22 protein-coding genes, 1 tRNA gene, 1 pseudogene and 1 riboswitch are annotated in these 20356 nt (G+C 55.6%); of the genes and pseudogenes, 19 read left to right on the top strand and 5 right to left on the bottom strand.

Annotated elements, in window-relative coordinates:
* Positions 1-40 precede the first annotated feature (40 nt).
* Both WE862_RS16320 and WE862_RS16315 read left to right on the top strand, forming a co-directional pair.
* A complete protein-coding gene (locus WE862_RS16320) occupies positions 41-916 on the top strand; it encodes a LysR family transcriptional regulator (protein WP_042032300.1) in 876 nt (291 codons plus the stop codon).
* A gap of 76 nt (positions 917-992) precedes the next feature.
* Positions 993-1937 (top strand): LysR substrate-binding domain-containing protein, encoded by a 945-nt coding sequence (locus WE862_RS16315; RefSeq protein ID WP_042032301.1) that lies wholly within the window; start codon positions 993-995, stop codon positions 1935-1937.
* Between the two features lie 93 nt (positions 1938-2030).
* Here WE862_RS16315 and ribA read toward each other — a convergent pair whose 3' ends face one another.
* Complete coding sequence (ribA, locus tag WE862_RS16310) at positions 2031-2624, bottom strand: GTP cyclohydrolase II (protein WP_033114555.1); 594 nt, start codon at positions 2622-2624, stop codon at positions 2031-2033.
* 258 nt (positions 2625-2882) lie between these two features.
* Between ribA and cmk the strand changes: the two genes are divergently transcribed.
* From cmk to pyrF, 6 genes are all read left to right on the top strand, one after another.
* A complete protein-coding gene (gene cmk, locus WE862_RS16305) occupies positions 2883-3575 on the top strand; it encodes a (d)CMP kinase (RefSeq protein ID WP_041207460.1) in 693 nt (230 codons plus the stop codon).
* A 95-nt stretch (positions 3576-3670) separates the two neighbouring features.
* On the top strand, positions 3671-5341 hold the full coding sequence (gene rpsA / locus WE862_RS16300) for a 30S ribosomal protein S1 (protein WP_005299919.1): 1671 nt from the start codon (positions 3671-3673) through the stop codon (positions 5339-5341).
* Between the two features lie 92 nt (positions 5342-5433).
* Complete coding sequence (gene ihfB, locus WE862_RS16295) at positions 5434-5718, top strand: integration host factor subunit beta (RefSeq protein WP_005299934.1); 285 nt, start codon at positions 5434-5436, stop codon at positions 5716-5718.
* Positions 5719-5875: 157 nt separating this feature from the next.
* Positions 5876-6160, top strand: coding sequence for a LapA family protein (locus WE862_RS16290; protein ID WP_041207461.1), 285 nt, complete (start codon positions 5876-5878; stop codon positions 6158-6160).
* A 9-nt stretch (positions 6161-6169) separates the two neighbouring features.
* Positions 6170-7336 (top strand): lipopolysaccharide assembly protein LapB, encoded by a 1167-nt coding sequence (gene lapB, locus WE862_RS16285; protein ID WP_042032302.1) that lies wholly within the window; start codon positions 6170-6172, stop codon positions 7334-7336.
* A gap of 18 nt (positions 7337-7354) precedes the next feature.
* Entirely contained in the window at positions 7355-8056 is a 702-nt protein-coding gene (pyrF, locus tag WE862_RS16280) for an orotidine-5'-phosphate decarboxylase (protein WP_033114559.1), read from the top strand.
* Here pyrF and rrtA read toward each other — a convergent pair.
* On the bottom strand, positions 8031-8624 hold the full coding sequence (gene rrtA / locus WE862_RS16275; RefSeq protein ID WP_082035497.1) for a rhombosortase: 594 nt from the start codon (positions 8622-8624) through the stop codon (positions 8031-8033). The two genes, pyrF and rrtA, sit on opposite strands and share 26 nt — an antisense overlap.
* Here rrtA and WE862_RS16270 point away from each other — a divergent pair.
* The 5 genes from WE862_RS16270 to WE862_RS16250 all read left to right on the top strand — a co-directional run bounded on the left by WE862_RS16270 (position 8623) and on the right by WE862_RS16250 (position 11499).
* Positions 8623-9246 carry a tRNA-uridine aminocarboxypropyltransferase gene (locus tag WE862_RS16270; RefSeq protein ID WP_042032304.1) on the top strand — a complete coding sequence of 208 codons (624 nt, stop codon included), beginning with the start codon at positions 8623-8625 and terminating at the stop codon, positions 9244-9246. The genes rrtA and WE862_RS16270 overlap by 2 nt on opposite strands.
* Positions 9247-9266: 20 nt before the next feature.
* Positions 9267-9974 (top strand): 7-cyano-7-deazaguanine synthase QueC, encoded by a 708-nt coding sequence (queC, locus tag WE862_RS16265; protein WP_042032305.1) that lies wholly within the window; start codon positions 9267-9269, stop codon positions 9972-9974.
* 61 nt (positions 9975-10035) lie between these two features.
* Positions 10036-10707, top strand: coding sequence for a 7-carboxy-7-deazaguanine synthase QueE (gene queE, locus WE862_RS16260; RefSeq protein ID WP_042032394.1), 672 nt, complete (start codon positions 10036-10038; stop codon positions 10705-10707).
* Between the two features lies 1 nt (position 10708).
* Positions 10709-10939 (top strand): DUF3820 family protein, encoded by a 231-nt coding sequence (locus WE862_RS16255; RefSeq protein WP_033114563.1) that lies wholly within the window; start codon positions 10709-10711, stop codon positions 10937-10939.
* Complete coding sequence (locus WE862_RS16250) at positions 10936-11499, top strand: cob(I)yrinic acid a,c-diamide adenosyltransferase (RefSeq protein WP_042032306.1); 564 nt, start codon at positions 10936-10938, stop codon at positions 11497-11499. Before WE862_RS16255 ends, WE862_RS16250 begins: the two co-directional genes overlap by 4 nt.
* A gap of 68 nt (positions 11500-11567) precedes the next feature.
* On the opposite strand, the gene WE862_RS16245 is transcribed toward WE862_RS16250, so the two are convergent.
* A complete protein-coding gene (locus tag WE862_RS16245; protein ID WP_042032307.1) occupies positions 11568-11972 on the bottom strand; it encodes an H-NS family nucleoid-associated regulatory protein in 405 nt (134 codons plus the stop codon).
* Positions 11973-12274: 302 nt separating this feature from the next.
* Positions 12275-12446, top strand: a riboswitch (Lysine riboswitch).
* An 88-nt stretch (positions 12447-12534) separates the two neighbouring features.
* Here WE862_RS16245 and WE862_RS16240 point away from each other — a divergent pair.
* Together WE862_RS16240 and WE862_RS16235 are read left to right on the top strand one after the other, a co-directional pair.
* A pseudogene (locus WE862_RS16240) lies at positions 12535-14115 on the top strand (Na+/H+ antiporter NhaC family protein).
* A 91-nt stretch (positions 14116-14206) separates the two neighbouring features.
* On the top strand, positions 14207-14788 hold the full coding sequence (locus tag WE862_RS16235; RefSeq protein ID WP_041207468.1) for a thymidine kinase: 582 nt from the start codon (positions 14207-14209) through the stop codon (positions 14786-14788).
* A 67-nt stretch (positions 14789-14855) separates the two neighbouring features.
* Here WE862_RS16235 and WE862_RS16230 read toward each other — a convergent pair whose 3' ends face one another.
* Positions 14856-16193, bottom strand: coding sequence for a flavohemoglobin expression-modulating QEGLA motif protein (locus WE862_RS16230; RefSeq protein ID WP_339058645.1), 1338 nt, complete (start codon positions 16191-16193; stop codon positions 14856-14858).
* A 188-nt stretch (positions 16194-16381) separates the two neighbouring features.
* Between WE862_RS16230 and WE862_RS16225 the strand changes: the two genes are divergently transcribed.
* Positions 16382-16807 carry a YbjN domain-containing protein gene (locus WE862_RS16225; RefSeq protein ID WP_033114573.1) on the top strand — a complete coding sequence of 142 codons (426 nt, stop codon included), beginning with the start codon at positions 16382-16384 and terminating at the stop codon, positions 16805-16807.
* Between the two features lie 134 nt (positions 16808-16941).
* A tRNA-Ser gene (locus WE862_RS16220) sits at positions 16942-17029 on the top strand.
* A gap of 84 nt (positions 17030-17113) precedes the next feature.
* Here the strand turns inward: WE862_RS16220 and WE862_RS16215 are convergent.
* Positions 17114-17890 carry a membrane protein gene (locus WE862_RS16215; RefSeq protein ID WP_042032310.1) on the bottom strand — a complete coding sequence of 259 codons (777 nt, stop codon included), beginning with the start codon at positions 17888-17890 and terminating at the stop codon, positions 17114-17116.
* A gap of 329 nt (positions 17891-18219) precedes the next feature.
* On the opposite strand from WE862_RS16215, the gene WE862_RS16210 reads away from it, so the two are divergent.
* Together WE862_RS16210 and WE862_RS16205 are read left to right on the top strand one after the other, a co-directional pair.
* A complete protein-coding gene (locus WE862_RS16210; protein WP_042032311.1) occupies positions 18220-19836 on the top strand; it encodes an MCR-3-related phosphoethanolamine--lipid A transferase in 1617 nt (538 codons plus the stop codon).
* Between the two features lie 136 nt (positions 19837-19972).
* Positions 19973-20353, top strand: a complete 381-nt coding sequence (locus WE862_RS16205) for a diacylglycerol kinase (protein WP_033115157.1) — start codon at positions 19973-19975, stop codon at positions 20351-20353.
* Positions 20354-20356: the final 3 nt, after the last annotated feature.

The following is a 20356-nucleotide window of genomic DNA, read 5'->3' as shown; positions in this document are numbered from 1 at the left end:
AATATATTTAAGTTATCCATCTCATAAGATGAATTGATACATGGATCTGAAACAACTCACCTATCTGCTGGCGGTCAGGGATGCCGGCTCTTTTACCCGGGCGGCCAACAGCCTGCATGTGGCCCAGCCAGCCATCAGCATGGCCATTGCCAAGCTGGAGCAGCAGCTCGAGCTGCGCCTGTTCGACCGTCAGGACCGGGCGGTACGGCTGACGCCGGAGGGGGAGGTGCTCTGTCGCCACGCCGAGCGTCTGTTGTTGCAGATGCACCAGGCTGAGGCCGAGATGGCTGAGCTCAAGGGGCTGGAGCGGGGGGAGGTGCGTATCGGGATCCCCTACATGATGGGCTCTTACTACTTTCCTTCGCGCCTGATGGCTTTCAAACACCGCTATCCCGGACTCAAGATCCGGGTGGAGGAGGCGGGCACCCGGGAGCTGCTGAGCCGGATGGTGGATGGCACTCTGGATCTCGCCATCCTGATCACCAGTGATCTGCCCCCGGCCATTGAAGGGGCCCATCTGCTGAGCGAAGAGATGCTGATGGTGGTGGGGGAGGATCATCCGCTGCGCGGCGCAGCGTCCGTCACGCTCGCCCAGTTCTTTACTCAGGAGTTGGCACTGTTCCGGCGTGGCTTTTACCACCGGGAGCACATGGAGGCGCTGGCACAGAAGCTCGGGGTTGAGCCCGATATTGCCTTCGAGAGCAACCTGATCCCCCTGCTCAAGGCGGTGGTGCGTCAGGGTTTTGCCGTGACCACCTTTTTGCGGATGGTGCTGGAGGAGGAGCCTGACTTGTGCGGCGTGCCTTTCGAACCTCCGATTTTTCTCGATCTCTGCGTAGCGTGGCGACGGGGTGATCCGCTCTCCATGGCCAACCGTGCCCTGCGCGATTTCTTGCTCAAAGATCGCCCTGCCTGATGGGGCCGGGCCGTGTCGACAGTGGGCTGGCAAAAGTTGATTACTATTAGTGGTGTCTCCGCCAGAGGATTGCGCCATGAAGCTGCAGCAACTGCGTTATATCGTCGAAGTGGCGAATCACGGCCTTAATCTGTCGGCGACAGCCGAGAGCCTCTATACCTCCCAGCCCGGGATCAGCAAGCAGGTACGGATGCTGGAAGATGAGCTTGGCATCCAGATCTTCGAGCGAAGTGGCAAGCATCTGACCCGGATCACCCCGATCGGTCAGGAGGTGATCAAGGTCGCGACCGACGTGCTGGAGAAGGTGGCAACCATCAAGACGATGGCAAGGGCTCATATCCACCCGGAACAGGGACAGCTCACCGTCGCCGCGACCCATCTGCAGGCCCGCTATATCCTGCCCGACCTTATCAAGGGATTTACCGCGCGTTTTCCCAAGGTGACGCTCACCCTGATGCAGGGAGATGCAGCAACATGCTGCAGTGCGCTGCAAAACGGTAGCGCTCACCTGATGTTGCTTGATGATATCGAAGATCATTGCGACGAGGGGTTGCTGATCCTGCCGAGCTTTCGCTGGTTGCGGGGGCTGGTGGTGCCGGCGAGCCATCCTGTGGCGGCACGCTCGCCGAGTTCACTGGCTGACTTGGGCAATGTGCCGCTGATCAGTGACGGACGATCATTGGCACCCACGTCAGCCCATGAGGAGCATCGCATTGTCTGTCTGGCCAGTGACAGCGACGTGCTCAAAACCTATGTCAGGCAGGGAATGGGGTTTGGCATCATGGCAATGCTGGCCCGGGAAACGGGTCGCGATGATGATTTGGTGATGAAGGCGCTGCCCGATCTGCCGGCCGGTATGGCGGCAATTGGTTTGCGCAGAGGGGCATTTGTACCTGCTTATCTTTATGATTTCATTGCGCGGCTTGTTCCGACGCTCAGCCATGAGCGCCTTGATGAGTATCTTGCCGCACCTAATCAGCGGGAGTGGCAGGCGCTGCTGGCCACCTTGCCCGAGCGTTGAGAAGCCTGTAGTCCAAATACCTGGAGTACAAATAAAAAACGCCTCCGCAGGGAGGCGTTTTTCATTGCCGGTCAGCATCACTGTCAGCCAACATCACTTTTTCAACATGTGATCCAGTTTGCTGGCCTTGGTCGAGAGGTAGAATTCGTTGTGGGGATTGCGCCCCTCCTGCAGGGGAACTCGCTCGGCCACCGGAATGCCAAAGGATTCCATCGCCTTCATCTTGCGCGGGTTGTTGGTCATCAGCTTGAGGGATTGCACCTCCAGCTGTTTGAGCATGTCGGCACAGATGGTGTAGTCGCGCATGTCGGCGGCAAAGCCGAGCGCTACGTTGGCCTCAACGGTATCGGCGCCCTGATCTTGCAGGTGATAGGCGCGGATCTTGTTCAACAGACCGATACCGCGACCCTCCTGACGGACATACAACAGCACGCCACGGCCGGCCTTGGCGATGTTCTCCAATGCGGCCTGCAGCTGGAAACCGCAATCACAGCGCAAGCTGAACAGAGCATCACCGGTCAGACATTCGGAGTGAATACGCCCGAGAACGGGTTCGGCGCCAGTGATATCGCCCATCACCAGGGCTGCGTGATCCTTGCCTGTGCCGGTTTCCTGAAAACCTACCAGCGTGAAGGTGCCCCAAGGGGTTGGCAACTTGGATTTGGCCACTAGGGTAACGCTGCTCATAGGTTGCTCCTTACTACAACTGCTCAGAAAAAGGGGCCCAGTTTAGCGCGCCTTCAGGATGACGACCATAAGAACAAGTCCCTGCATTGATTAATGAAATAGTGAAGCAAATCAACAGATGGCGTCGTTGGTATCCCTATTTTCCCCTTTTGCGCAAATCTGGTGACAGATAACTGCCAGCGCCGGCACATTCGGGTATAATCGGCGCCCATTAACTCGCTCCAAGGAGCGGGAGCAACATTGTGCAGGAGAGAAGTTATGCCTCAGATGGCCCCCGTAATGACAATTGATGGCCCAAGTGGTGCGGGCAAGGGCACCTTGTGCCAGTTGCTGGCAGAAAAGCTGGGTTGGCACCTGCTCGATTCCGGCGCCATCTATCGGGTGTTGTCACTGGCTGCCCTGCATCATGATGTCGAGCTCGATTCCGAAGCCGCGCTGGTGCCGCTGGCTGCCAATCTGGATGTGCAGTTTCAGGTGGAAGGTGATCTGGTCAAGGTGATCCTGGAGGGGGAGGATGTCTCCCGTACCATCCGGACCGAGCAGGTCGGCAACGCCGCCAGTAAAATCGCGGCATTCCCGCGCGTGCGTGAAGCGCTGCTGCGCCGTCAGCGGGCATTTCGTCAGGCGCCGGGGCTGATTGCCGATGGCCGTGACATGGGTACAGTGGTTTTCCCTGAAGCCGAAGTGAAGATTTTCCTCGACGCAAGTGCCGAAGAGCGGGCTCAGCGCCGCTATAAGCAGTTGCAAGATAAGGGCTTTGATGTTAACTTTGAGTGTCTTTTAACCGAGATCCGTGAGCGTGACGATCGCGATAGAAATCGCGCCGTTGCCCCCCTGAAACCGGCAGAAGATGCTCTCGTGGTGGATTCAACCACCATGACCATAGAAGAGGTACTGGCAACAGTACTCGCCTATGCAGAGCAACAACTCGGAGATGCCAGCGCAAGCTGACATCCGGTCGTCTGCACCATGGATGGCGCAGATTATTAAAAACAACCCCGCTTGTGCTGGATGACAAGTGGATGTTTCATTTGTGACATAAACTAATGATCGAATCTTTTGCTCAACTCTTTGAAGAGTCCCTGAACGCCGTTGAAACCCGTCAAGGTTCCATCGTCAAGGGTACTGTCGTTGCTATCGAGAACGGTTTCGTACTGGTTGACGCCGGTCTGAAATCCGAGTCCGCTATCCCGGCTGAAGAATTCAAGAACGCCATGGGCGAGCTGGAAATCAACGTAGGTGACTCCGTTGACGTGGCTCTGGACTCTATCGAAGATGGTTTCGGCGAAACCAAGCTGTCCCGCGAAAAAGCCAAGCGCCACGAAGCCTGGCTGCAGCTTGAAAAAGCTTACGAAGAGCAAGCTACCGTTATCGGTATCATCAACGGCAAGGTCAAGGGTGGTTTCACCGTTGAACTGAATGGCATCCGTGCCTTCCTGCCGGGTTCTCTGGTTGACGTGCGTCCGATCCGTGACACCGCTCACCTGGAAAACAAAGAACTCGAGTTCAAAGTCATCAAGCTGGACCAGAAGCGCAACAACGTTGTTGTTTCCCGTCGCGCAGTGATCGAAACCGAGAACACCTCCGAGCGTGAAAGCCTGCTGGCTAACCTGCAAGAAGGTCAAGAAGTTAAGGGTATCGTCAAGAACCTGACCGACTACGGTGCATTCGTAGATCTGGGCGGTGTTGACGGCCTGCTGCACATCACCGACATGGCGTGGAAGCGCGTTAAGCATCCTTCCGAAATCGTCAACGTTGGCGACGAGATCGCTGTCAAGGTTCTGAAGTTCGACCGCGAGCGTACCCGTGTATCTCTGGGTCTGAAGCAACTGGGCGAAGATCCGTGGGTTGCTATCGCCAAGCGTTACCCTGAGACCACCCGTCTGTCTGGCCGCGTGACCAACCTGACCGACTACGGCTGCTTCGTTGAAATCGAAGAAGGCGTTGAAGGCCTGGTACACGTATCCGAGATGGATTGGACCAACAAGAACATCCACCCGTCCAAAGTTGTTAACGTTGGCGACGTGGTTGACGTGATGGTTCTGGACATCGACGAAGAGCGTCGTCGTATCTCCCTGGGTCTGAAGCAGTGCAAATCCAACCCGTGGCAGCTGTTTGCCGAAACTCACGCCAAAGGCGACCGTGTTTCCGGCAAGATCAAGTCTATCACTGACTTCGGTATCTTCATCGGTCTGGACGGCGGCATCGACGGTCTGGTTCACCTGTCTGACATCTCCTGGAACAACCAGGGTGAAGAAGCAGTTCGTGAATTCAAGAAAGGCGACGAGATCGAAGCCGTTGTTCTGCAAGTTGACCCGGAGCGTGAGCGCATCTCCCTGGGCGTCAAGCAGATCGAAGAAGACCCGTTCAATAAGTACCTGTCTGACAACAAGAAAGGTGCTATTGTGAAGGGTAAGGTTACCGAGGTTGATGCCAAAGGTGCCGTTATCGAACTGGCTGACGGTGTAGAAGGCTACCTGCGTGCCTCCGACGCTGCTCGTGACCGCGTAGAAGACGCCACTCTGGTGCTGTCTGTTGGTGACGAAGTTGAAGCTAAATTCATGGGCGTTGATCGTAAGAACCGCACCGTAAGCCTGTCTGTCCGTGCTAAGGACGAAGCTGACGAGCGCGTTGCTATCGATAACCTGAACCAGCAAGAAGAAGTTGTGTTCAGCAATGCTATGGCTGAAGCGTTCAAAGCCGCCAAGGGTGAGTAATCCTTGATGCAAGAAAAGGGCGGCATTGCGCCGCCCTTTTTTATCCTGGCAAAATGATTATTGCATGTGATCGGGGAAGGAGATTTAACGTTATGACCAAATCAGATCTCATCGAACAACTGGCAGCCAGCCGCATGCATATGCCGGCCAAGGATGTCGAAGCCGCCATCAAGGAGATCCTTGAGCAGATGGCGTCGACCTTGCAAAACGGCGACCGGATTGAAATCCGTGGATTCGGCAGTTTTTCGCTGCACTATCGTGCCCCTCGTGTGGGCCGTAACCCCAAGACCGGGGACAAGGTTGAACTGACCGGGAAATATGTCCCGCACTTCAAGCCTGGCAAAGAGTTGCGCGAGCGCGTCAACATCATCGAATAATGCGAAAATGGGCATACCTCGGGTATGCCTTTTTTGTTTTTGGCACACAAATCGTGCCAACCATCTTGTTTATCAAACTCTTTTCCCATTCACTCTAGAGTCTGCCTGTGATTTTAAGGATAATCAGCCTCTCATTAGATACTGACAGGGAGCTCTTATGAAGCGTATTTTGGCCCTCATTCCGCTGGTACTGGTGTTTGTCCTCACCCTGGCGTTAGGCTCACAAAATGGCCAACTGGTTCAGTTCAATTACCTGATTGCTCAGGGCGAATTCTCCCTCGCCATGCTGCTGGGATTCTTTTTTGCCGGTGGTTTCATGCTGGGGTGGCTGGTATTCGGCCTGCTTTTCCTGCGTTTGAAGCTGCAAAACCGCACCCTCAACCGCACCATGCGTCGTCAAACCCGCGAGTTGGAGCTGGCCCGTTCAGCGGGTAAGGAATAATGTTCCTCAATGCTTGAACTGCTTTTCCTGCTGCTGCCCATTGCCGCCGGTTATGGTTGGTACATGGGGCGCAGGAGTGTTCGCCAGGACACCCAGAAACAGAGTAACCAGTTTTCCCGCCAATATGTGGCGGGCCTCAACTATTTGCTGTCCGATGAATCTGACAAGGCGGTGGATCTCTTTATCCAGCTGCTGGAAGTGGACAGTGAAACCATCGAAACCCATCTCTCTCTTGGCAACCTGTTTCGCCAGCGTGGCGAGGTAGACAGGGCCATCAAGATCCACCAGAACCTGGTCACCCGCCAGTTGACTCGCGAGCAGCGCCAGCTTGCGCTGCAGGAGTTGGCCCGCGACTTTCTTGCCGCTGGCTTGCTGGATCGGGCCGAAGCGCTCTGGAACGAGCTGTGCGAAGACAGTGACTTCGAAGAGACGGCGCTGGCCCAGCTGTTGATCATCCATCAGCAACTGCGTGACTGGGACAATGCCATCTCGGTGGCGGTTCGCCTGCAAAAGTATCAAGGCAAGAAGCTGGCCGAACCTATCTCCCACTTTTATTGCGAGCAGGCTGAAAGCGCGCTGCGTGACGGCGACAAGTCCACTGCGCTTGCCAAGTTCAAGCGAGCGCTCAGCGTCAATGCAGGCTGTGCCCGGGCCAGTCTGCGTCTGGCTGAGCTGGCAATGGAAGAGGCGGAGTATGAACAGGCAAGCAAGGAGCTGCTGCGGGTATTTGAGCAGGATATCGATTTTGCCTCGGAAGCGATGCCCAAGCTGCTTGAGTGCTATCAGCAATTGGGGCGTACTCACACCCTGATCCCGCTGCTCGAGAAAGCTGTTGAAGAGCATGCTGGTGTGACGGTTACGCTGGCTCTTGCCCAGCTGGTCGAGGAGCGTGATGGCCTGAGTCAGGCTCGCTCTCTGGTGCTTCGCCAGTTGCGCCGTCACCCCTCCATGAAAGGGTTTTACCAACTGGTCGGCTTTCAGCTGGCCAGTGCGGAGGAGGGGCCGGCCAAGGAGAGTCTCGAGCTGTTGCAACAGCTAGTTGGCGAACAGATCAAAATCAAATCAACCCACAAGTGTCGGCAGTGCGGCTTTGCCACTCACTCGTTGTTCTGGCAGTGCCCATCCTGCCGGCAGTGGGGTTCCATCAAGCCGATCCGTGGTCTGGACGGTGAATAACCATCAATAGGAAGTGAGATGCTCGATCCAAAAGTACTGGTAGCGCTGGATTATCAGAACGAAGCAGATGCCTTGGCGTTCGTTGAACGTATTTCTCCGGCCGAGTGCCGTCTCAAGGTTGGCAAGGAGATGTTTACCCTGTTTGGCCCGCAGTTTGTACGCCAGCTGGTTGCCAAGGGATTTGATGTCTTTCTGGATCTGAAATTTCACGACATTCCCAATACCGTAGCCAAGGCGGTAGCAGCCAGTGCCGAGCTCGGCGTCTGGATGGTCAACGTGCATGCCAGTGGTGGCGAGCGAATGATGCGGGCAGCCGTCGATGCGCTGCAGCCTTACGGTGACAAGGCGCCGCTGCTTATCGGGGTGACCGTGCTGACCAGCATGGAGCAATCTGACATGGCACCGCTAGGCCTTGATGTGACCCCTGCCGAGCAGGTGATCCGGTTGGCCAGGCTGACCAAAGAGTCCGGGCTTGACGGTGTGGTTTGCTCGGCCAATGAAGCGCGCGAGCTGAAGGCGCTGCTGGGCGCGGATTTCAAGCTGGTGACCCCGGGGATCCGTCCAAGCGGCTCCGAAGCCGGTGATCAGCGCCGCGTGATGACGCCGAAAGCGGCAGTAGATGCGGGGTCCGACTATCTGGTGGTTGGCCGCCCCATCACTCAGGCTGCTGATCCGGCCGCGATGCTGGCTGCCATCAATCGCGAGTTGGCGGGGGAGTAAGCCCGGCAGTCACCGAGACCGGGTGCAGGCTGAGTAGCAGGCCTGCACCTGCACCGATCAGATGAGATTCTATGTGGACTCTGGCGCCGATCAGGGTCGATATCGGGCTCTCGCCTGCATTGTAGAAATCCATTGCCAGCTTGAGTCCCACGCCAGCCAGCAGCAGCCAGCCCGATGTACGGCGACCATGCCGGATATCCTGGATGGCTCCCCAGACAAACAGTCCGTGCAGTGAGCCCGACAGCCCCATATACCACTGGGTGTGGGGGTACCAGAACCAGATCCCGAGCCCCACGGCCCCCCAGAGCAGCAGCATCAGGAGTGGTAGCCGATTATTGCCCAGATAGTCGCGAAACAGGCAGTAGAGAATAATTAAACCTGCCAGATTGAGCAGCAGATGCCACAGATTGGTATGAGCCAGATTGCCTGTTATGATCCGCCACCCTTCACCTTGAGCAATCTCTGCCCGGTCGAAGGAGAGCTGAAGATCCGGTACGGTAACAAAAAGCAGCAAGCTGGTGAGAGAGAGCGTGATAACCCAGAACAATCCAGATTTTTCTGACGACATGAAACAGCCCAACGACAAAAACAGTCGATACTGTACACGCTGTACCCGAGCCCTCAAAGCGTGCCTATGCGAATATATCGTGCCACTTGAAAACCGTACGCCTCTCTACATTCTTCAGCATCCCTATGAAGTGGCCCACCCAAAGGGCACGGCAGCACTGCTGGCTGCCTCGTTGCAACAGGCAGAGATCCGGGTCGGGGAGGATTTTTCCGGCGATACGTGGCTCAACGACCTGCTTGCCGACCCCTCTTTACGCTGTTATCTGCTCTGGCCGGATGAAGAGGCTATTTCGCCAGTAGAACTGAGACAGCAGATGGAAAGTGTCTCATCAGGTGCGACATCCGTGGCTTTTATTCTGCTCGATGGCACCTGGCGCAAAGCCTTTCGGATGTTGCAGAGCAACCCGGCGCTTGCCCGCTTGCCGCGGATCGGACTAGGTGCCATCGCAGGGCAATATGCGATTCGTAAAAAGCCGTTTCCTGAAGCCCTCTCGACCATAGAGGCGGGCTACCATCTGTTATCTCAATGGGAGGGCGAGCCCGAACGCTATGCCCCCCTTCTTACCCTTTTCGAACGGCTCAATACCCAGTGGCAAGCCTTTGCCGAGGGGCGCCGGACATGACATTGCAAGGAGTTCTCCGTATGAAAAAAGCAGTTGTGGTATTTAGTGGCGGTCAGGACAGCACTACCTGTCTGGTGCAGGCGCTGGCCAATTATGACGAAGTCCATGCGATCACATTCGACTATGGCCAGCGCCATCGGGAAGAGATCGATACCGCCCGCCATCTGGTGCAACTGCTGGGTGTCGCTGCCCACAAGGTGATGGATGTTACCTTGCTCAACGAACTGGCTATCTCGGCACTGACTCGTGACGATATCCCGGTGAGCTGTGATCTGCAGGATAATGGCCTGCCCAATACCTTCGTGCCGGGCCGCAATATCCTGTTCCTCACGCTGGCCTCTATCTATGCCTATCAGGTCGGTGCCGAAGCGGTGATCACCGGGGTATGCGAAACCGATTTTTCCGGTTATCCCGACTGTCGCGACGCGTTCGTGAAGGCGCTCAATCAGGCGGTCTCCCTGGGGTTGGATCGCGGTATCCGTTTTGAAACACCGCTGATGTGGCTAGACAAGGCCGAAACCTGGGCGCTGGCGGATCACTATGGCCATCTCGATACGGTGCGCCAGCAGACGCTGACCTGCTACAACGGCATCGCTGGCGATGGTTGCGGCACCTGTCCCGCATGTAATCTGCGTAGCCGCGGATTGCATGGCTATCTGGCAGACAAAGCGGGGATCATGGCCAAAATGCGTGAGAAAACCGGACTGGGTGAGAAAAGCGGAGCATGAGCCTGCCTCTGGCTGATGATTGGGGTATAATCCGCGGCTTTTGCAACAAGCTGTGACCAAGATGCACTACCCAATCAACGAGATATTCCAGACCATCCAGGGGGAGGGGGTCTTTACCGGCCTGCCTGCCATCTTCGTTCGCCTGCAAGGGTGCCCGGTGGGCTGCCCCTGGTGCGATACCCGACATACCTGGGTGGTCGATCCTGCTCGTGAAGTGGGCAGAGAGCATGTGCTGGATCGCTCCAACGAGTCGGATTGCTGGAGCCAGCTCACTACCGAGCAGATCCTCGCCAGCTTTGTCGAGCTTGGCTATCAGGCGCGTCATGTGGTGATCACCGGTGGCGAGCCCTGTCTCTACGATCTGACCGAGCTCTCGTCAGCGCTGTTGGCAGCGGGTTATCAGGTTCAGATTGAAACCAGTGGTACTAGCGAAATCAAGACTCATGAGCAGACCTGGGTCACGGTATCACCCAAGATCGGCATGAAAGGCGGGTTGCCGGTGCTGGTCTCTGCACTTGAGCGGGCCAACGAGATCAAGCATCCGGTGGCAACAGAACATCATATTGAAGAGCTTGATGCTCTGTTGGTTACCGCAAACCTGCGTCCGGATGTTGTTATCGCATTGCAGCCTATCAGTCAGAAACCACGAGCCACCCAGCTCGCGATGGCAACCTGTATTGCCCGTAATTGGCGACTCTCTATTCAGACCCATAAATATCTGGATATCGATTAATATGGAGTGGCTATCCGATGAGCAGGTGCTGCTTACCCTGAGCCATAAAATGCCTTACGGCAAATATCAGGGGCGGCGTATCATCGATATTCCGGAGCCTTATCTGGTGTGGATGGCCCGCAGTGGTTTTCCGGCGGGTAAGCTGGGCCAGACATTGGCTCTTGCATACGAGATCAAGCTCAACGGGTTGGAGTCAATGATTATTCCCATTATTAACAGGATGTCAGAATGAGAATATATACCCGGCAGGGTGACAAGGGGATGACCCGTTTGGCCGATGGTACCCGTTTGGCCAAGGATCATTTGCGGGTAGAAACCTATGGCTATATTGACGAGCTCAACTCTCATATAGGTCTGCTGATTTGCGAGATCCCCCAGCAAGAAGCCGGTTTATTGGCGGATCTGCAGTTGTTGCAGCAAGAGCTATTTGATCTGGGCGGTGAATTGGCATTTTCCAGCGCAGCCCAAAATGAGTCAATTTGGCAAGTCAATGAGAGCTGGATTGTCAGACTGGAACAACAGATCGACAGCTACAGCGAACATTTGCCGCCGTTGCGCCAGTTTATTCTGCCTGGCGGCTCCCGTGCGGCGGCGCAGGCCCATGTGGTGCGGACGCTAGTTCGTCACTGCGAGCGCCTGCTGTTGACCCTGAGTCGCGAAGAGTGCGTCAATCCCGATGCGCTGGCCTATCTCAACCGGATGAGCGACTGGTTCTTTACCATTGCCCGCTATCTTATCTGCCGGTCAGAGGGACAAGAAGTATTCTGGGTCAAAGCCACTGATCGCAGATAAACATTCAGAACGTAGCCAATAAAAAACCTCGCAATAGCGAGGTTTTTTATTGGTATCTATCACTGAAATCAGATAGCGAAATCTTCCAGTGATTTACCTGCTTCAACTGCTTTGGCAATAGCAGAAGGCATACGACCCTGACCGATCCAGGTCTTCTCTACACCGTTATCATCATAACGATATTTGGCAGGGCGAGGGGCGCGCTTGGCTTTTTCTGCCTTGGCTGGAGTAGCTGCAACAGCGCTGACCAGCTCTGCAGGATCAATACCGGCAGCTTTCAGCATTTCGGTATATTCATTGATTTTACGCAGATGCTCTTCACGAGCCTGACGCTCAGCGGCTTCATCCTGCTGACGTTCGGCAACGATTGCTGAGAGTTTTTCCAGCGCTTCTTCCAGCTGCTCCAGAGAGAGTTCACGGCAGGTGGCACGCAGACTGCGGATATTAAGCAGCACTTTCAAAAATTCATTCATAGGATTGTCCACGTCAAGTCAGAAGGAAATATTATGTTCATCCTGATTTTTACGTGTCACTTTAAATAAGTCAAGAAGGGCAAAAATAATAAGTAGAAGATAAATCGTCATCACGAGTGATTATATTCGGCATTCAATCATATTAATGGATGCTTATGAGGCTTTGATTGGTTAAATGTGTCGCAAAAAGAAGCTAGGCTGCATCAATTGACTACCTTTTTGGGTACTAACGTCATACATCATGATTATTTAATCAAAAAACTTGCTATAAGCCGCCAGCTGGATAAAATGTCTCTCGAATACCTTTAAGTAGAGGCGCGCTGCCTATGACTACTTGTGCGGAGGGTGATGCCGATGATGCACAAGGAAAGGAGTCAGCGCCGAAGTGGCCAGGCCATCATACCGGGCTGCTGGTTCTGCATCTAATAGGTGCAGGACTGCCATAGTCATCCACTATGGAGCGCTACCTGAAGGGGCTGAGGAGTATAACCTCCCCATAGGTTTTGTTTCTTTAGATCCTCTCGGTAGATCTCCACCTGTTTTCTTTAGGTGAAAAGAGATCATGGACATTAGTCATTTTGCCGACTCCGGTTGGTCCGTACTTCCCCCCTTATTGGCTGTCGCCCTAGCGATCCTGACCCGCCGTGTGCTGCTGTCACTTGGCGTCGGGATTTTAACTGGCAGTCTGTTGCTCAATCAGTTTTCCCCCCTCGACTCCCTGCAATATCTGCTGGGTACCGTGCTGAAGATTTTCTGGGTTGATGGCGCACTTAACCGTGACAACATCAACATGCTGCTCTTTATGCTGCTGCTTGGCGGCCTCATCAGTCTGATGAGCGTATCCGGTGCAACCCGTGCCTTTGCCGAGTGGGCCGCCAAGCGCGCCAAGACCCGCAAAGGGGCCAAGACCCTCACCGGCATGATGGTGTTTGCCTTCTTTATCGATGACTTCTTCCATAGCTTGTCGGTGGGCGCTATCTGCCGTCCGGTGACCGACCGCTTCCAGATCTCCCGTGCCAAGCTGGCTTATCTGCTGGACTCCACTGCTGCGCCAGTCTGCGTACTGATGCCGATCTCTTCCTGGGGCGCTTATATCATCGCGCTGGTTGGTGGCATCATGGCGGCGCACGGTCTGACCGATCAGAGCCCCATCTCTGCGTTCGTCGAGATGATCCCGATGAACCTCTACGCCGTCTTTACCCTGATCATGGTGCTGGTCGTCATCGCGTTTCAGCTCGATATCGGCCCGATGCGTCAACACGAGCAGTGGGCGCTGGAAGGCAAGCTGTGGGATGAATCCAAGGGGCGTCCCATCGGGCTGGATATGGATAGCCCGGAGGAGAGCAATGGCGGCATGATCGACATGGTGCTGCCGATCCTGACTCTGACCGCCGCCACCGTCTATTTCATGATTGACTCGGGTGCCGCTGCCCTGAGCGAAAAAGGGCTGCCATTTAGCGTGCTCGGTTCGTTTGAAAACACCAATGTGGGCTCCTCGCTGGTCTATGGCGCGATCTGCAGTCTGGTGGTCTCCATCGGTCTGGCGATGCGTCTGAAGCTCGGCGCCAAGAACTGGATCAAGGCTGCCCCGCAAGGCGTCATGGCCATGTTGCCGGCCATCAATATCCTGCTGTTTGCATGAGCCATCGGTGCCGTAGTGCGCGATGTGGAGACCGGTAAGTACTTGGCATCTCTGGCCAACGGCAATCTGCCAATCGAGGTGCTGCCGGCTGTGGTCTTCATCCTCTCCTGTGCCATGGCGTTTGCCACCGGCACCAGCTGGGGCACCTTCGGTATCATGTTGCCGCTGGCTGGTGACATGGCTGCGGCCAGCGATATCAGTCTGATGCTGCCGATGCTGGCTGCTGTTTTGGCGGGCTCGGTGTTCGGGGATCACAGCTCTCCCATCTCCAGTACCAGCATCCTCTCTGCGACGGGGGCAGGTTGCCATCACATCGATCACGTGATGACCCAGCTCCCCTATGCGCTGGCCATCGCCTTCGGTGCCGCTCTCGGTTATCTGGTGATGGGGTTGATGCACTCCGGTTTTGCCGGTTTCAGTGTCAGCGCCCTCTGGTTTGTGCTCTTTACCAGTTACCACCTGAAAAAGGCCAAAGCGCAGCCAGCGCTCGCGACGGCATAACATTAATAGAGCAAGGGGCCCACGGGCCCCTTGGTTTTGGCGGGGGCTTTGGTTAGCATGCGCCCCATAAATTCAGTTTCGGAACAGTATCATGGCTTCACTGCACTACAAGTTTGCCACCATGAATTCAGGCAAATCGACCCAGCTCATTCAGGCACACTTCAACTATCTGGAGCGGGGGATGCACCCGCTGGCCATGACCCCTGCCATCGACGATCGTTTCGGTGTCGGCGTGATCAGTGCCCGGGTGGGTCTCGAGCTGAGAGTGGAAGTGTTCAGCGATACCTGCGATCTGTTCGAGATGGTCAAAGAGCGCCATGCCAACAAGCACATCGATGTGTTTATCGTGGATGAGGCTCAGTTCCTGACCAAGGAGCAGGTCTATCAGTTGGCCCGTATCGTTGACGAGCAGGATATTCCGGTGATTGCCTACGGCCTCAAGACCGATTTTCGTGGCGAGTTGTTTCCCGGCTCCTACCATCTGCTCTGTCTGGCCGACAAGTTCGAAGAGCTGAAGAGCATCTGCTGGTGTGGCAACAAGGCGCATATGAATTCCCGGGTCAATGAAGCCGGGCAGGTGATGCGCGATGGCGAGCAGGTAGAGATCGGTGGTAACGATCGCTATGTGTCGCTCTGCCGCAAACACTATCTGGAGGGGCGGGCGTTCAAATAACCCGAGCTTTGGACAAGGTACGAATAAAAAGGGCGCCAATCTGGCGCCCTTTTTCTCTATTGGCAGTTCAGTCGATCTCGATATCGACGGGGGCAATAATGGGATCAGCCACCGGCAAGCGGTGAAACAGCTGACGAAAGTGCTGCTGTACCCGGCCGATATCGACCAGCGACATGCCGGAGGCAAAGCCAAACCAGACATAGAGGCCGGTGAGATCGCGAAACATCGGCGGCAGGTAGCGGGGGGTGGCGATCAATCCCTCCAGATAGTGCTGATAGATCACCGGAATATCGTCCAGCGTCACCTTGCCGACAAACAGCATCGGCAGGATCTCGGGTACTCCTTCCAGCACGGCGCTGCGGATGAAGTTGACCGTCTCCACATAACCCCTCACATAGGAGAGGTCCTTGGTAAAGCAGGCCCCCCCTTCGACCATGCCGCCACGAAATACCCGTTGGGTGATCTTGTAGGCATCGTGCTCGCTGGTGCCCTGTCTCACAAAGTGCTGAAACACCTCGATAAAGTCGGCACCACGCTCGGCCATGTCGATGGCCATCACCCGATCGGAGATGCGCTTGGCCCGATCCGGGAAGGAGCTAAAGGTGAGGGTCTCTATCAGGACGGCCAACCCCTCCTGACAGGCGGTAATACGCGGCGAACCTGCGCTCAGCCAGGTGGCATAGGGCTGCTGGCGGCCGTTTAGGGTGGTGCCTACATGTACCCACCCCTCATGTACTTCCAGCACTTGCAGATCGAGCTCGGAGAAGCGGGCGTGGGAGTTGAGCTTGATGTAATCGCCGCCGGCCGCTGCATCCGACACGATGCCATCGCTCAGCTTGACCTGCACTGTGCCGTCACTGAAATAGCTCGACAGCTTGCCCTGCAATTTGGCCACCGCCGCTTCCCCTTCGAACTCCTTGGGGTAGGGGCGTACCAGATGGCGAGCGCCGGGCAGGGAGAAGATATCGCACAGGCGAGCACCCAGCTCCTTGAGGGTCTTGCGATCGCCGCGCAGATGATCGCTGGCCGAGCCGTAGAGCAGCTGGCTATAACGCTGAAAATCGGACTGGCCGCGCTGGCGCAGCATCTCGATCACCACCATGTACTGATCGACCGTCTCTTGCAGGATGAGCCCCAGATCATCTTGTGGTGCCAGTTTTCTGCGGATCCTGTCTCGCAGCGCCTTGAGTTCGAGGTATTTGTTGCGTGGCTCAAAGCCAAGGGGGAGGGACTCGTAGAAGCGGTGGTCGATGGCAGGCAGGGTGCGCCCCCCATCGGCCAGAAAGCGTTCCTGGGTCTGTCGTGGCCACTTGATGGCATCCAGAATGCGAATGGGTTTTTGCAGGGCGAGCAGTTCATCCGAGAGGGATTTCAGATGGAGGCGATACTTTTCTTGGATGGTCATGGGGCCCCCTGTGGGGCAAGCGTAGCCGTGGATTGGGCTGAGTATATGCATAGCGCTTGCCAAAAAGAAGCAAGCTGCGCGGTTATTGGGCTGGCGTGCTTTTGGTTGCCGGAAAATTGGTTTAGACTGCGCCCCTCGATCCCAATCTTATCGTGGAAATAATGAATATCCCCAGCTCCGAAATGATCATGCGTTGGTTGCAACAGGCTCGTATCGAGCACTACGTTTGCGATCAGTGCCATGGTATCCACATTGTCTCCTTGCAGTCGGTCGATGGCATTCAGGAGAGCCGGATCTTCGTGGAAGAGGAAGGTCTGCTGTTCTCATCCGAGCTGGAAGTGCGTCCTTCGGCCCTGTTGCCGCTGGTGGCTGAACTCGGTCGCTTCAATATGCAGTACCCCTCGCTCAAGGTATTCCTCGATATCATCGACGACAACCTGCCGCGTCTGGTCATTGGCCACACCGTGTTTACCAAGGCGGGCCTGAGTGTCGAGCAGTTCCTGCTGTTTGTGCAGAGCACCATTGCCGCGACCCATGAAGTGGTTTCCGAATGCGAGCGTTTGGGCTTCCTCAACCTGCCTGAAATGCAGGTTGCGCCGGAATCTGTACATTAATTCCGCGAACGATCTGTTTTGCCAAAAAAGCCGTTGACGCGGGCGGGGCTTTCCCCTAAATTACGCCCCGTTCCAGCGCAACGGCGCAGCGAACACCGTGTTGGCTGAACACGTTAAACAACAGACCAAAATTTGGTGAGGTGTCCGAGTGGCTGAAGGAGCACGCCTGGAAAGTGTGTATACGGCAACGTATCGAGGGTTCGAATCCCTCCCTCACCGCCACATTGCAAAGCCCTGACGGAAACGTCAGGGCTTTTTGCTTTTCTGCTTTTTCACCGGTAGGCCTCTGGCTATAAGGCTGTCGCCTTACTCAGGAGCCAGCTCCTGCTGGATAACTGTCCGTTTTTTCAGGGTGGAGAGATAGACCAGCAGGGCAATGGCGGCCAATAAGGCTGCCGAGGCGGAGTATCTGTTAAGCTCCAGCCCCCCTTTGCCAAGCGGCTTGTCGAGGAAATCCCCCACCACAGCCCCCAGCGGGCGAGTGATGATGAAAGCCGCCCAGAAGAGCAGGGTGCGTGAGACCCGGGTCAGCAGGTAGGTTGCGACAATGGCCAGCAAGATACCGCCAAAGAGCACCATGCTGCCGGTATAGCCAAAGCCACCATCATCGGCCACCCAGTCACCCAGCGCGGTACCCAGCGTCTGGGAGAACATGATGGTGATCCAGTAGAACATCTCGGTTCTGGATGAACTGATGTCACTGGTCGCTATGCTGCCCTGAAATTTGTACCACACCAGAAAAGATCCCATCAGCAGCAGGAACAGCAGGGTTGACCCGCCTGCATAGCCCATCCCCAGTGAACGGTCGGCAAAGTCTGCCAACGTGGTGCCCACTGTGGTGGTGGCGATAATGGTTGTCCAGTAGAGCGCCGGGTTATAGCGCTTGGCAGAAATCTGGGCGCCGACGGCAATAAAGAAGATAACGGCAAAGATGCCGGTACTGACCAGATAGCCGAGATCCATCGACATGGATACCGCATCTCCTCCGGTTTCTCCCAGGGTCGTTGCCAATATTTTGGTGAACCAGAATGCCAGAGTGATCTCCGGCACCTTGCTGACTGAGTGAGCGACGCTGTTATGCATAATGCACCATCCTGTGGTTTGACGAAGAGCCGTCAGCAATGAGCATGTCGGGGATTTCTTAAGAGAGGCTTAAGGTTACAGAGGGGATGGCAAGAAAAGATCATTTTTGACCAGATGCAAACTTTGCGGGTATCAGCGGGCTCTTAATTATTCCTTAAGGTTCAAGTTTTATTGTCCGCCAGCAATTCAATAGTTGATAAAGCTCACATTGTAACAAGGTGTTACTGACTAGTTGAGAGAGTTCTCAACTAGCTCTGTTAATATCCCGATGCAGCCTTGGTTCAGGCTGCGTTCAATTTTCCGGCATTTGATTCAAGAGGTCAGTTTCAGTGGTAAAAATCAGAGTTGTACCCTTTATTTTCCTGTTGGCACTGATATTTGCCTTCCTGCTTAACTGGCCCGTGTTGCTTCACTTCTACGATATCCTCAGCAATCTGGAGCACTTCAAGATCGGGTTTGCCATATCGATCCCGGTGCTGCTGGTGGCGGCGCTCAACTTCGTCTTCATGCCCTTCTCCCTACGCTATCTGCTGAAACCCTTCTTTGCGTTTCTCTTTGTGACTGGCGCCATCGTCAGTTACACCATGCTGAAGTATCGGGTCATGTTCGATCAGGAGATGATCCAGAACATCTTCGAGACCAACCAGAGCGAGGCCTACTCCTATGTCAGCCTGCCCATCGTGCTTTGGGTTGCACTGGCCGGTGTATTGCCTGCCGTGCTGCTCTTCTTTGTCAAAATCGAGTACCCGAAAAAATGGTATCTGGGGCTGTTTCAGCGCGCCCTCTCCATGGCAGCATCCCTGGCTGTCGTGGGCATCATAGCGGCGTTTTACTATCAGGATTACGTCTCGGTCGGGCGCAACAACCAGACGCTCAATCGCGAGATAGTGCCGGCCAACTTTGTCTACAGTACCACCAAGTATCTCTACAAACGTTACGTCGCCGAGCCCATTCCGTTCACCACCCTGGGTGATGATGCCAAGCGAGTCGTGAAAGAGGATAAACCGACCCTGATGTTCCTGGTGGTGGGGGAGACAGCCCGCGGCAAGAACTTCTCGATGAACGGCTATGAGAAAGAGACCAACCCCTTTACCAGCCAAGCCGGGGGCGTGATCTCCTTCAAGGACGTGCGCTCTTGCGGCACGGCCACAGCGGTGTCGGTGCCCTGCATGTTCTCCAACATGGGGCGCAAGGAGTTTGATGACAACCGGGCCCGCAATAGCGAAGGTCTGCTCGATGTGCTGCAAAGAAGCGGGGTCTCCATCTTCTGGAAGGAGAACGATGGCGGCTGCAAAGGGGTGTGCGATCGGGTGCCCAACATCGAGATCAAGCCAAAAGATCACCCGCAGTTCTGCGACAAGAACACCTGCTATGACGAGGTCGTGCTGCAGAACCTCGACGACGAGGTGGCGCAGATGAAGGGCGACAAGCTGGTCGGTTTCCATCTGATCGGCAGCCACGGTCCGACCTACTACAAACGCTATCCGGATAACCATCGCCAGTTCGTGCCGGACTGCCCGCGCAGCGACATCGAGAACTGCAGCGATGAAGAGCTGGTCAACACCTATGACAACACCATCCGCTACACCGATTACGTGATTGCCGAGCTGATCACCAAGCTGAAAAAGTATGAAGATAAGTACAACACGGCGTTGATCTACCTCTCTGATCACGGCGAGTCGCTGGGGGCGATGGGGCTCTACCTGCATGGCACGCCCTACAAGTTTGCCCCTGACGATCAGACCCGGGTGCCAATGCAGGTCTGGATGTCGCCGGGCTTTGCCAAAGAGAAGGGGATGGATCTGGACTGCCTGCAGCAAAAAGCGGCAGACAATCGCTACTCCCATGACAACCTCTTCTCCTCTGTGCTCGGGATCTGGGATGTCAGCACGGCGGTGTACGACAAGCGGCTCGATATTTTCAGCCAATGCCGCACCGTGCAGTAAGGTGAGGGCCGACTCGGGGCGCCACTGCGCCCCTTTTTTATCCCCGAAATTGTTCAGTTTTAATGTATGACTCGCTTCATTTGTTTAGATGCTATGTACGAAATGGAGCCGATTGCCATCAAAAGAGGAAGCGAAAATGGCCAAACCTGGCGCTACAGGGATCACCCGGATTATCCATGCCACCCGTTACAGCATGAAGGGGCTTTCGTCCGCCTGGCTGCATGAGGCTGCCTTTCGTCAGGAGCTGCTGCTGATCATATTGCTGATGCCGCTGGCCTTTCTGGTGGGGGATGGGCTGACCCAGATCCTGCTGCTGATGGTCATCAGCTGGCTGGTGGTGATCGTGGAGATCCTCAACTCCGCCGTCGAGGCGGTGGTAGACAGAATTGGCTCCGAACATCACGAGCTCTCCGGTCGGGCCAAGGACATGGGCTCTGCCGCCGTCTTTATCGCGCTGGCGCTCAACGTGTTGGTGTGGGGGGCGCTGACCGGCCGCAATCTGCTGGGCTGGTGGTGATCA

Origin of the sequence: Aeromonas jandaei, from assembly GCF_037890695.1 — a bacterium.
GTDB lineage: Bacteria > Pseudomonadota > Gammaproteobacteria > Enterobacterales > Aeromonadaceae > Aeromonas > Aeromonas jandaei.
The sequence above is the reverse complement of the archived record's forward strand: the minus strand, read 5'-3'. Positions and strand labels throughout refer to the sequence as shown.

Excerpts from the sequence above, each read along its gene's own strand:
- WE862_RS16320 (WP_042032300.1), top strand. The coding sequence starts at position 41 with ATGGATCTGAAACAACTCACCTATCTGCTGGCGGTCAGGGATGCCGGC.
- WE862_RS16315 (WP_042032301.1), top strand. The coding sequence starts at position 993 with ATGAAGCTGCAGCAACTGCGTTATATCGTCGAAGTGGCGAATCACGGC.
- ribA (WP_033114555.1), bottom strand. The coding sequence starts at position 2,624 with ATGAGCAGCGTTACCCTAGTGGCCAAATCCAAGTTGCCAACCCCTTGG.
- cmk (WP_041207460.1), top strand. The coding sequence starts at position 2,883 with ATGCCTCAGATGGCCCCCGTAATGACAATTGATGGCCCAAGTGGTGCG.
- rpsA (WP_005299919.1), top strand. The coding sequence starts at position 3,671 with ATGATCGAATCTTTTGCTCAACTCTTTGAAGAGTCCCTGAACGCCGTT.
- ihfB (WP_005299934.1), top strand. The coding sequence starts at position 5,434 with ATGACCAAATCAGATCTCATCGAACAACTGGCAGCCAGCCGCATGCAT.
- WE862_RS16290 (WP_041207461.1), top strand. The coding sequence starts at position 5,876 with ATGAAGCGTATTTTGGCCCTCATTCCGCTGGTACTGGTGTTTGTCCTC.
- lapB (WP_042032302.1), top strand. The coding sequence starts at position 6,170 with ATGCTTGAACTGCTTTTCCTGCTGCTGCCCATTGCCGCCGGTTATGGT.
- pyrF (WP_033114559.1), top strand. The coding sequence starts at position 7,355 with ATGCTCGATCCAAAAGTACTGGTAGCGCTGGATTATCAGAACGAAGCA.
- WE862_RS16270 (WP_042032304.1), top strand. The coding sequence starts at position 8,623 with ATGAAACAGCCCAACGACAAAAACAGTCGATACTGTACACGCTGTACC.
- rrtA (WP_082035497.1), bottom strand. The coding sequence starts at position 8,624 with ATGTCGTCAGAAAAATCTGGATTGTTCTGGGTTATCACGCTCTCTCTC.
- queC (WP_042032305.1), top strand. The coding sequence starts at position 9,267 with ATGAAAAAAGCAGTTGTGGTATTTAGTGGCGGTCAGGACAGCACTACC.
- queE (WP_042032394.1), top strand. The coding sequence starts at position 10,036 with ATGCACTACCCAATCAACGAGATATTCCAGACCATCCAGGGGGAGGGG.
- WE862_RS16255 (WP_033114563.1), top strand. The coding sequence starts at position 10,709 with ATGGAGTGGCTATCCGATGAGCAGGTGCTGCTTACCCTGAGCCATAAA.
- WE862_RS16250 (WP_042032306.1), top strand. The coding sequence starts at position 10,936 with ATGAGAATATATACCCGGCAGGGTGACAAGGGGATGACCCGTTTGGCC.
- WE862_RS16245 (WP_042032307.1), bottom strand. The coding sequence starts at position 11,972 with ATGAATGAATTTTTGAAAGTGCTGCTTAATATCCGCAGTCTGCGTGCC.
- WE862_RS16235 (WP_041207468.1), top strand. The coding sequence starts at position 14,207 with ATGGCTTCACTGCACTACAAGTTTGCCACCATGAATTCAGGCAAATCG.
- WE862_RS16230 (WP_339058645.1), bottom strand. The coding sequence starts at position 16,193 with ATGACCATCCAAGAAAAGTATCGCCTCCATCTGAAATCCCTCTCGGAT.
- WE862_RS16225 (WP_033114573.1), top strand. The coding sequence starts at position 16,382 with ATGCGTTGGTTGCAACAGGCTCGTATCGAGCACTACGTTTGCGATCAG.
- WE862_RS16215 (WP_042032310.1), bottom strand. The coding sequence starts at position 17,890 with ATGCATAACAGCGTCGCTCACTCAGTCAGCAAGGTGCCGGAGATCACT.
- WE862_RS16205 (WP_033115157.1), top strand. The coding sequence starts at position 19,973 with ATGGCCAAACCTGGCGCTACAGGGATCACCCGGATTATCCATGCCACC.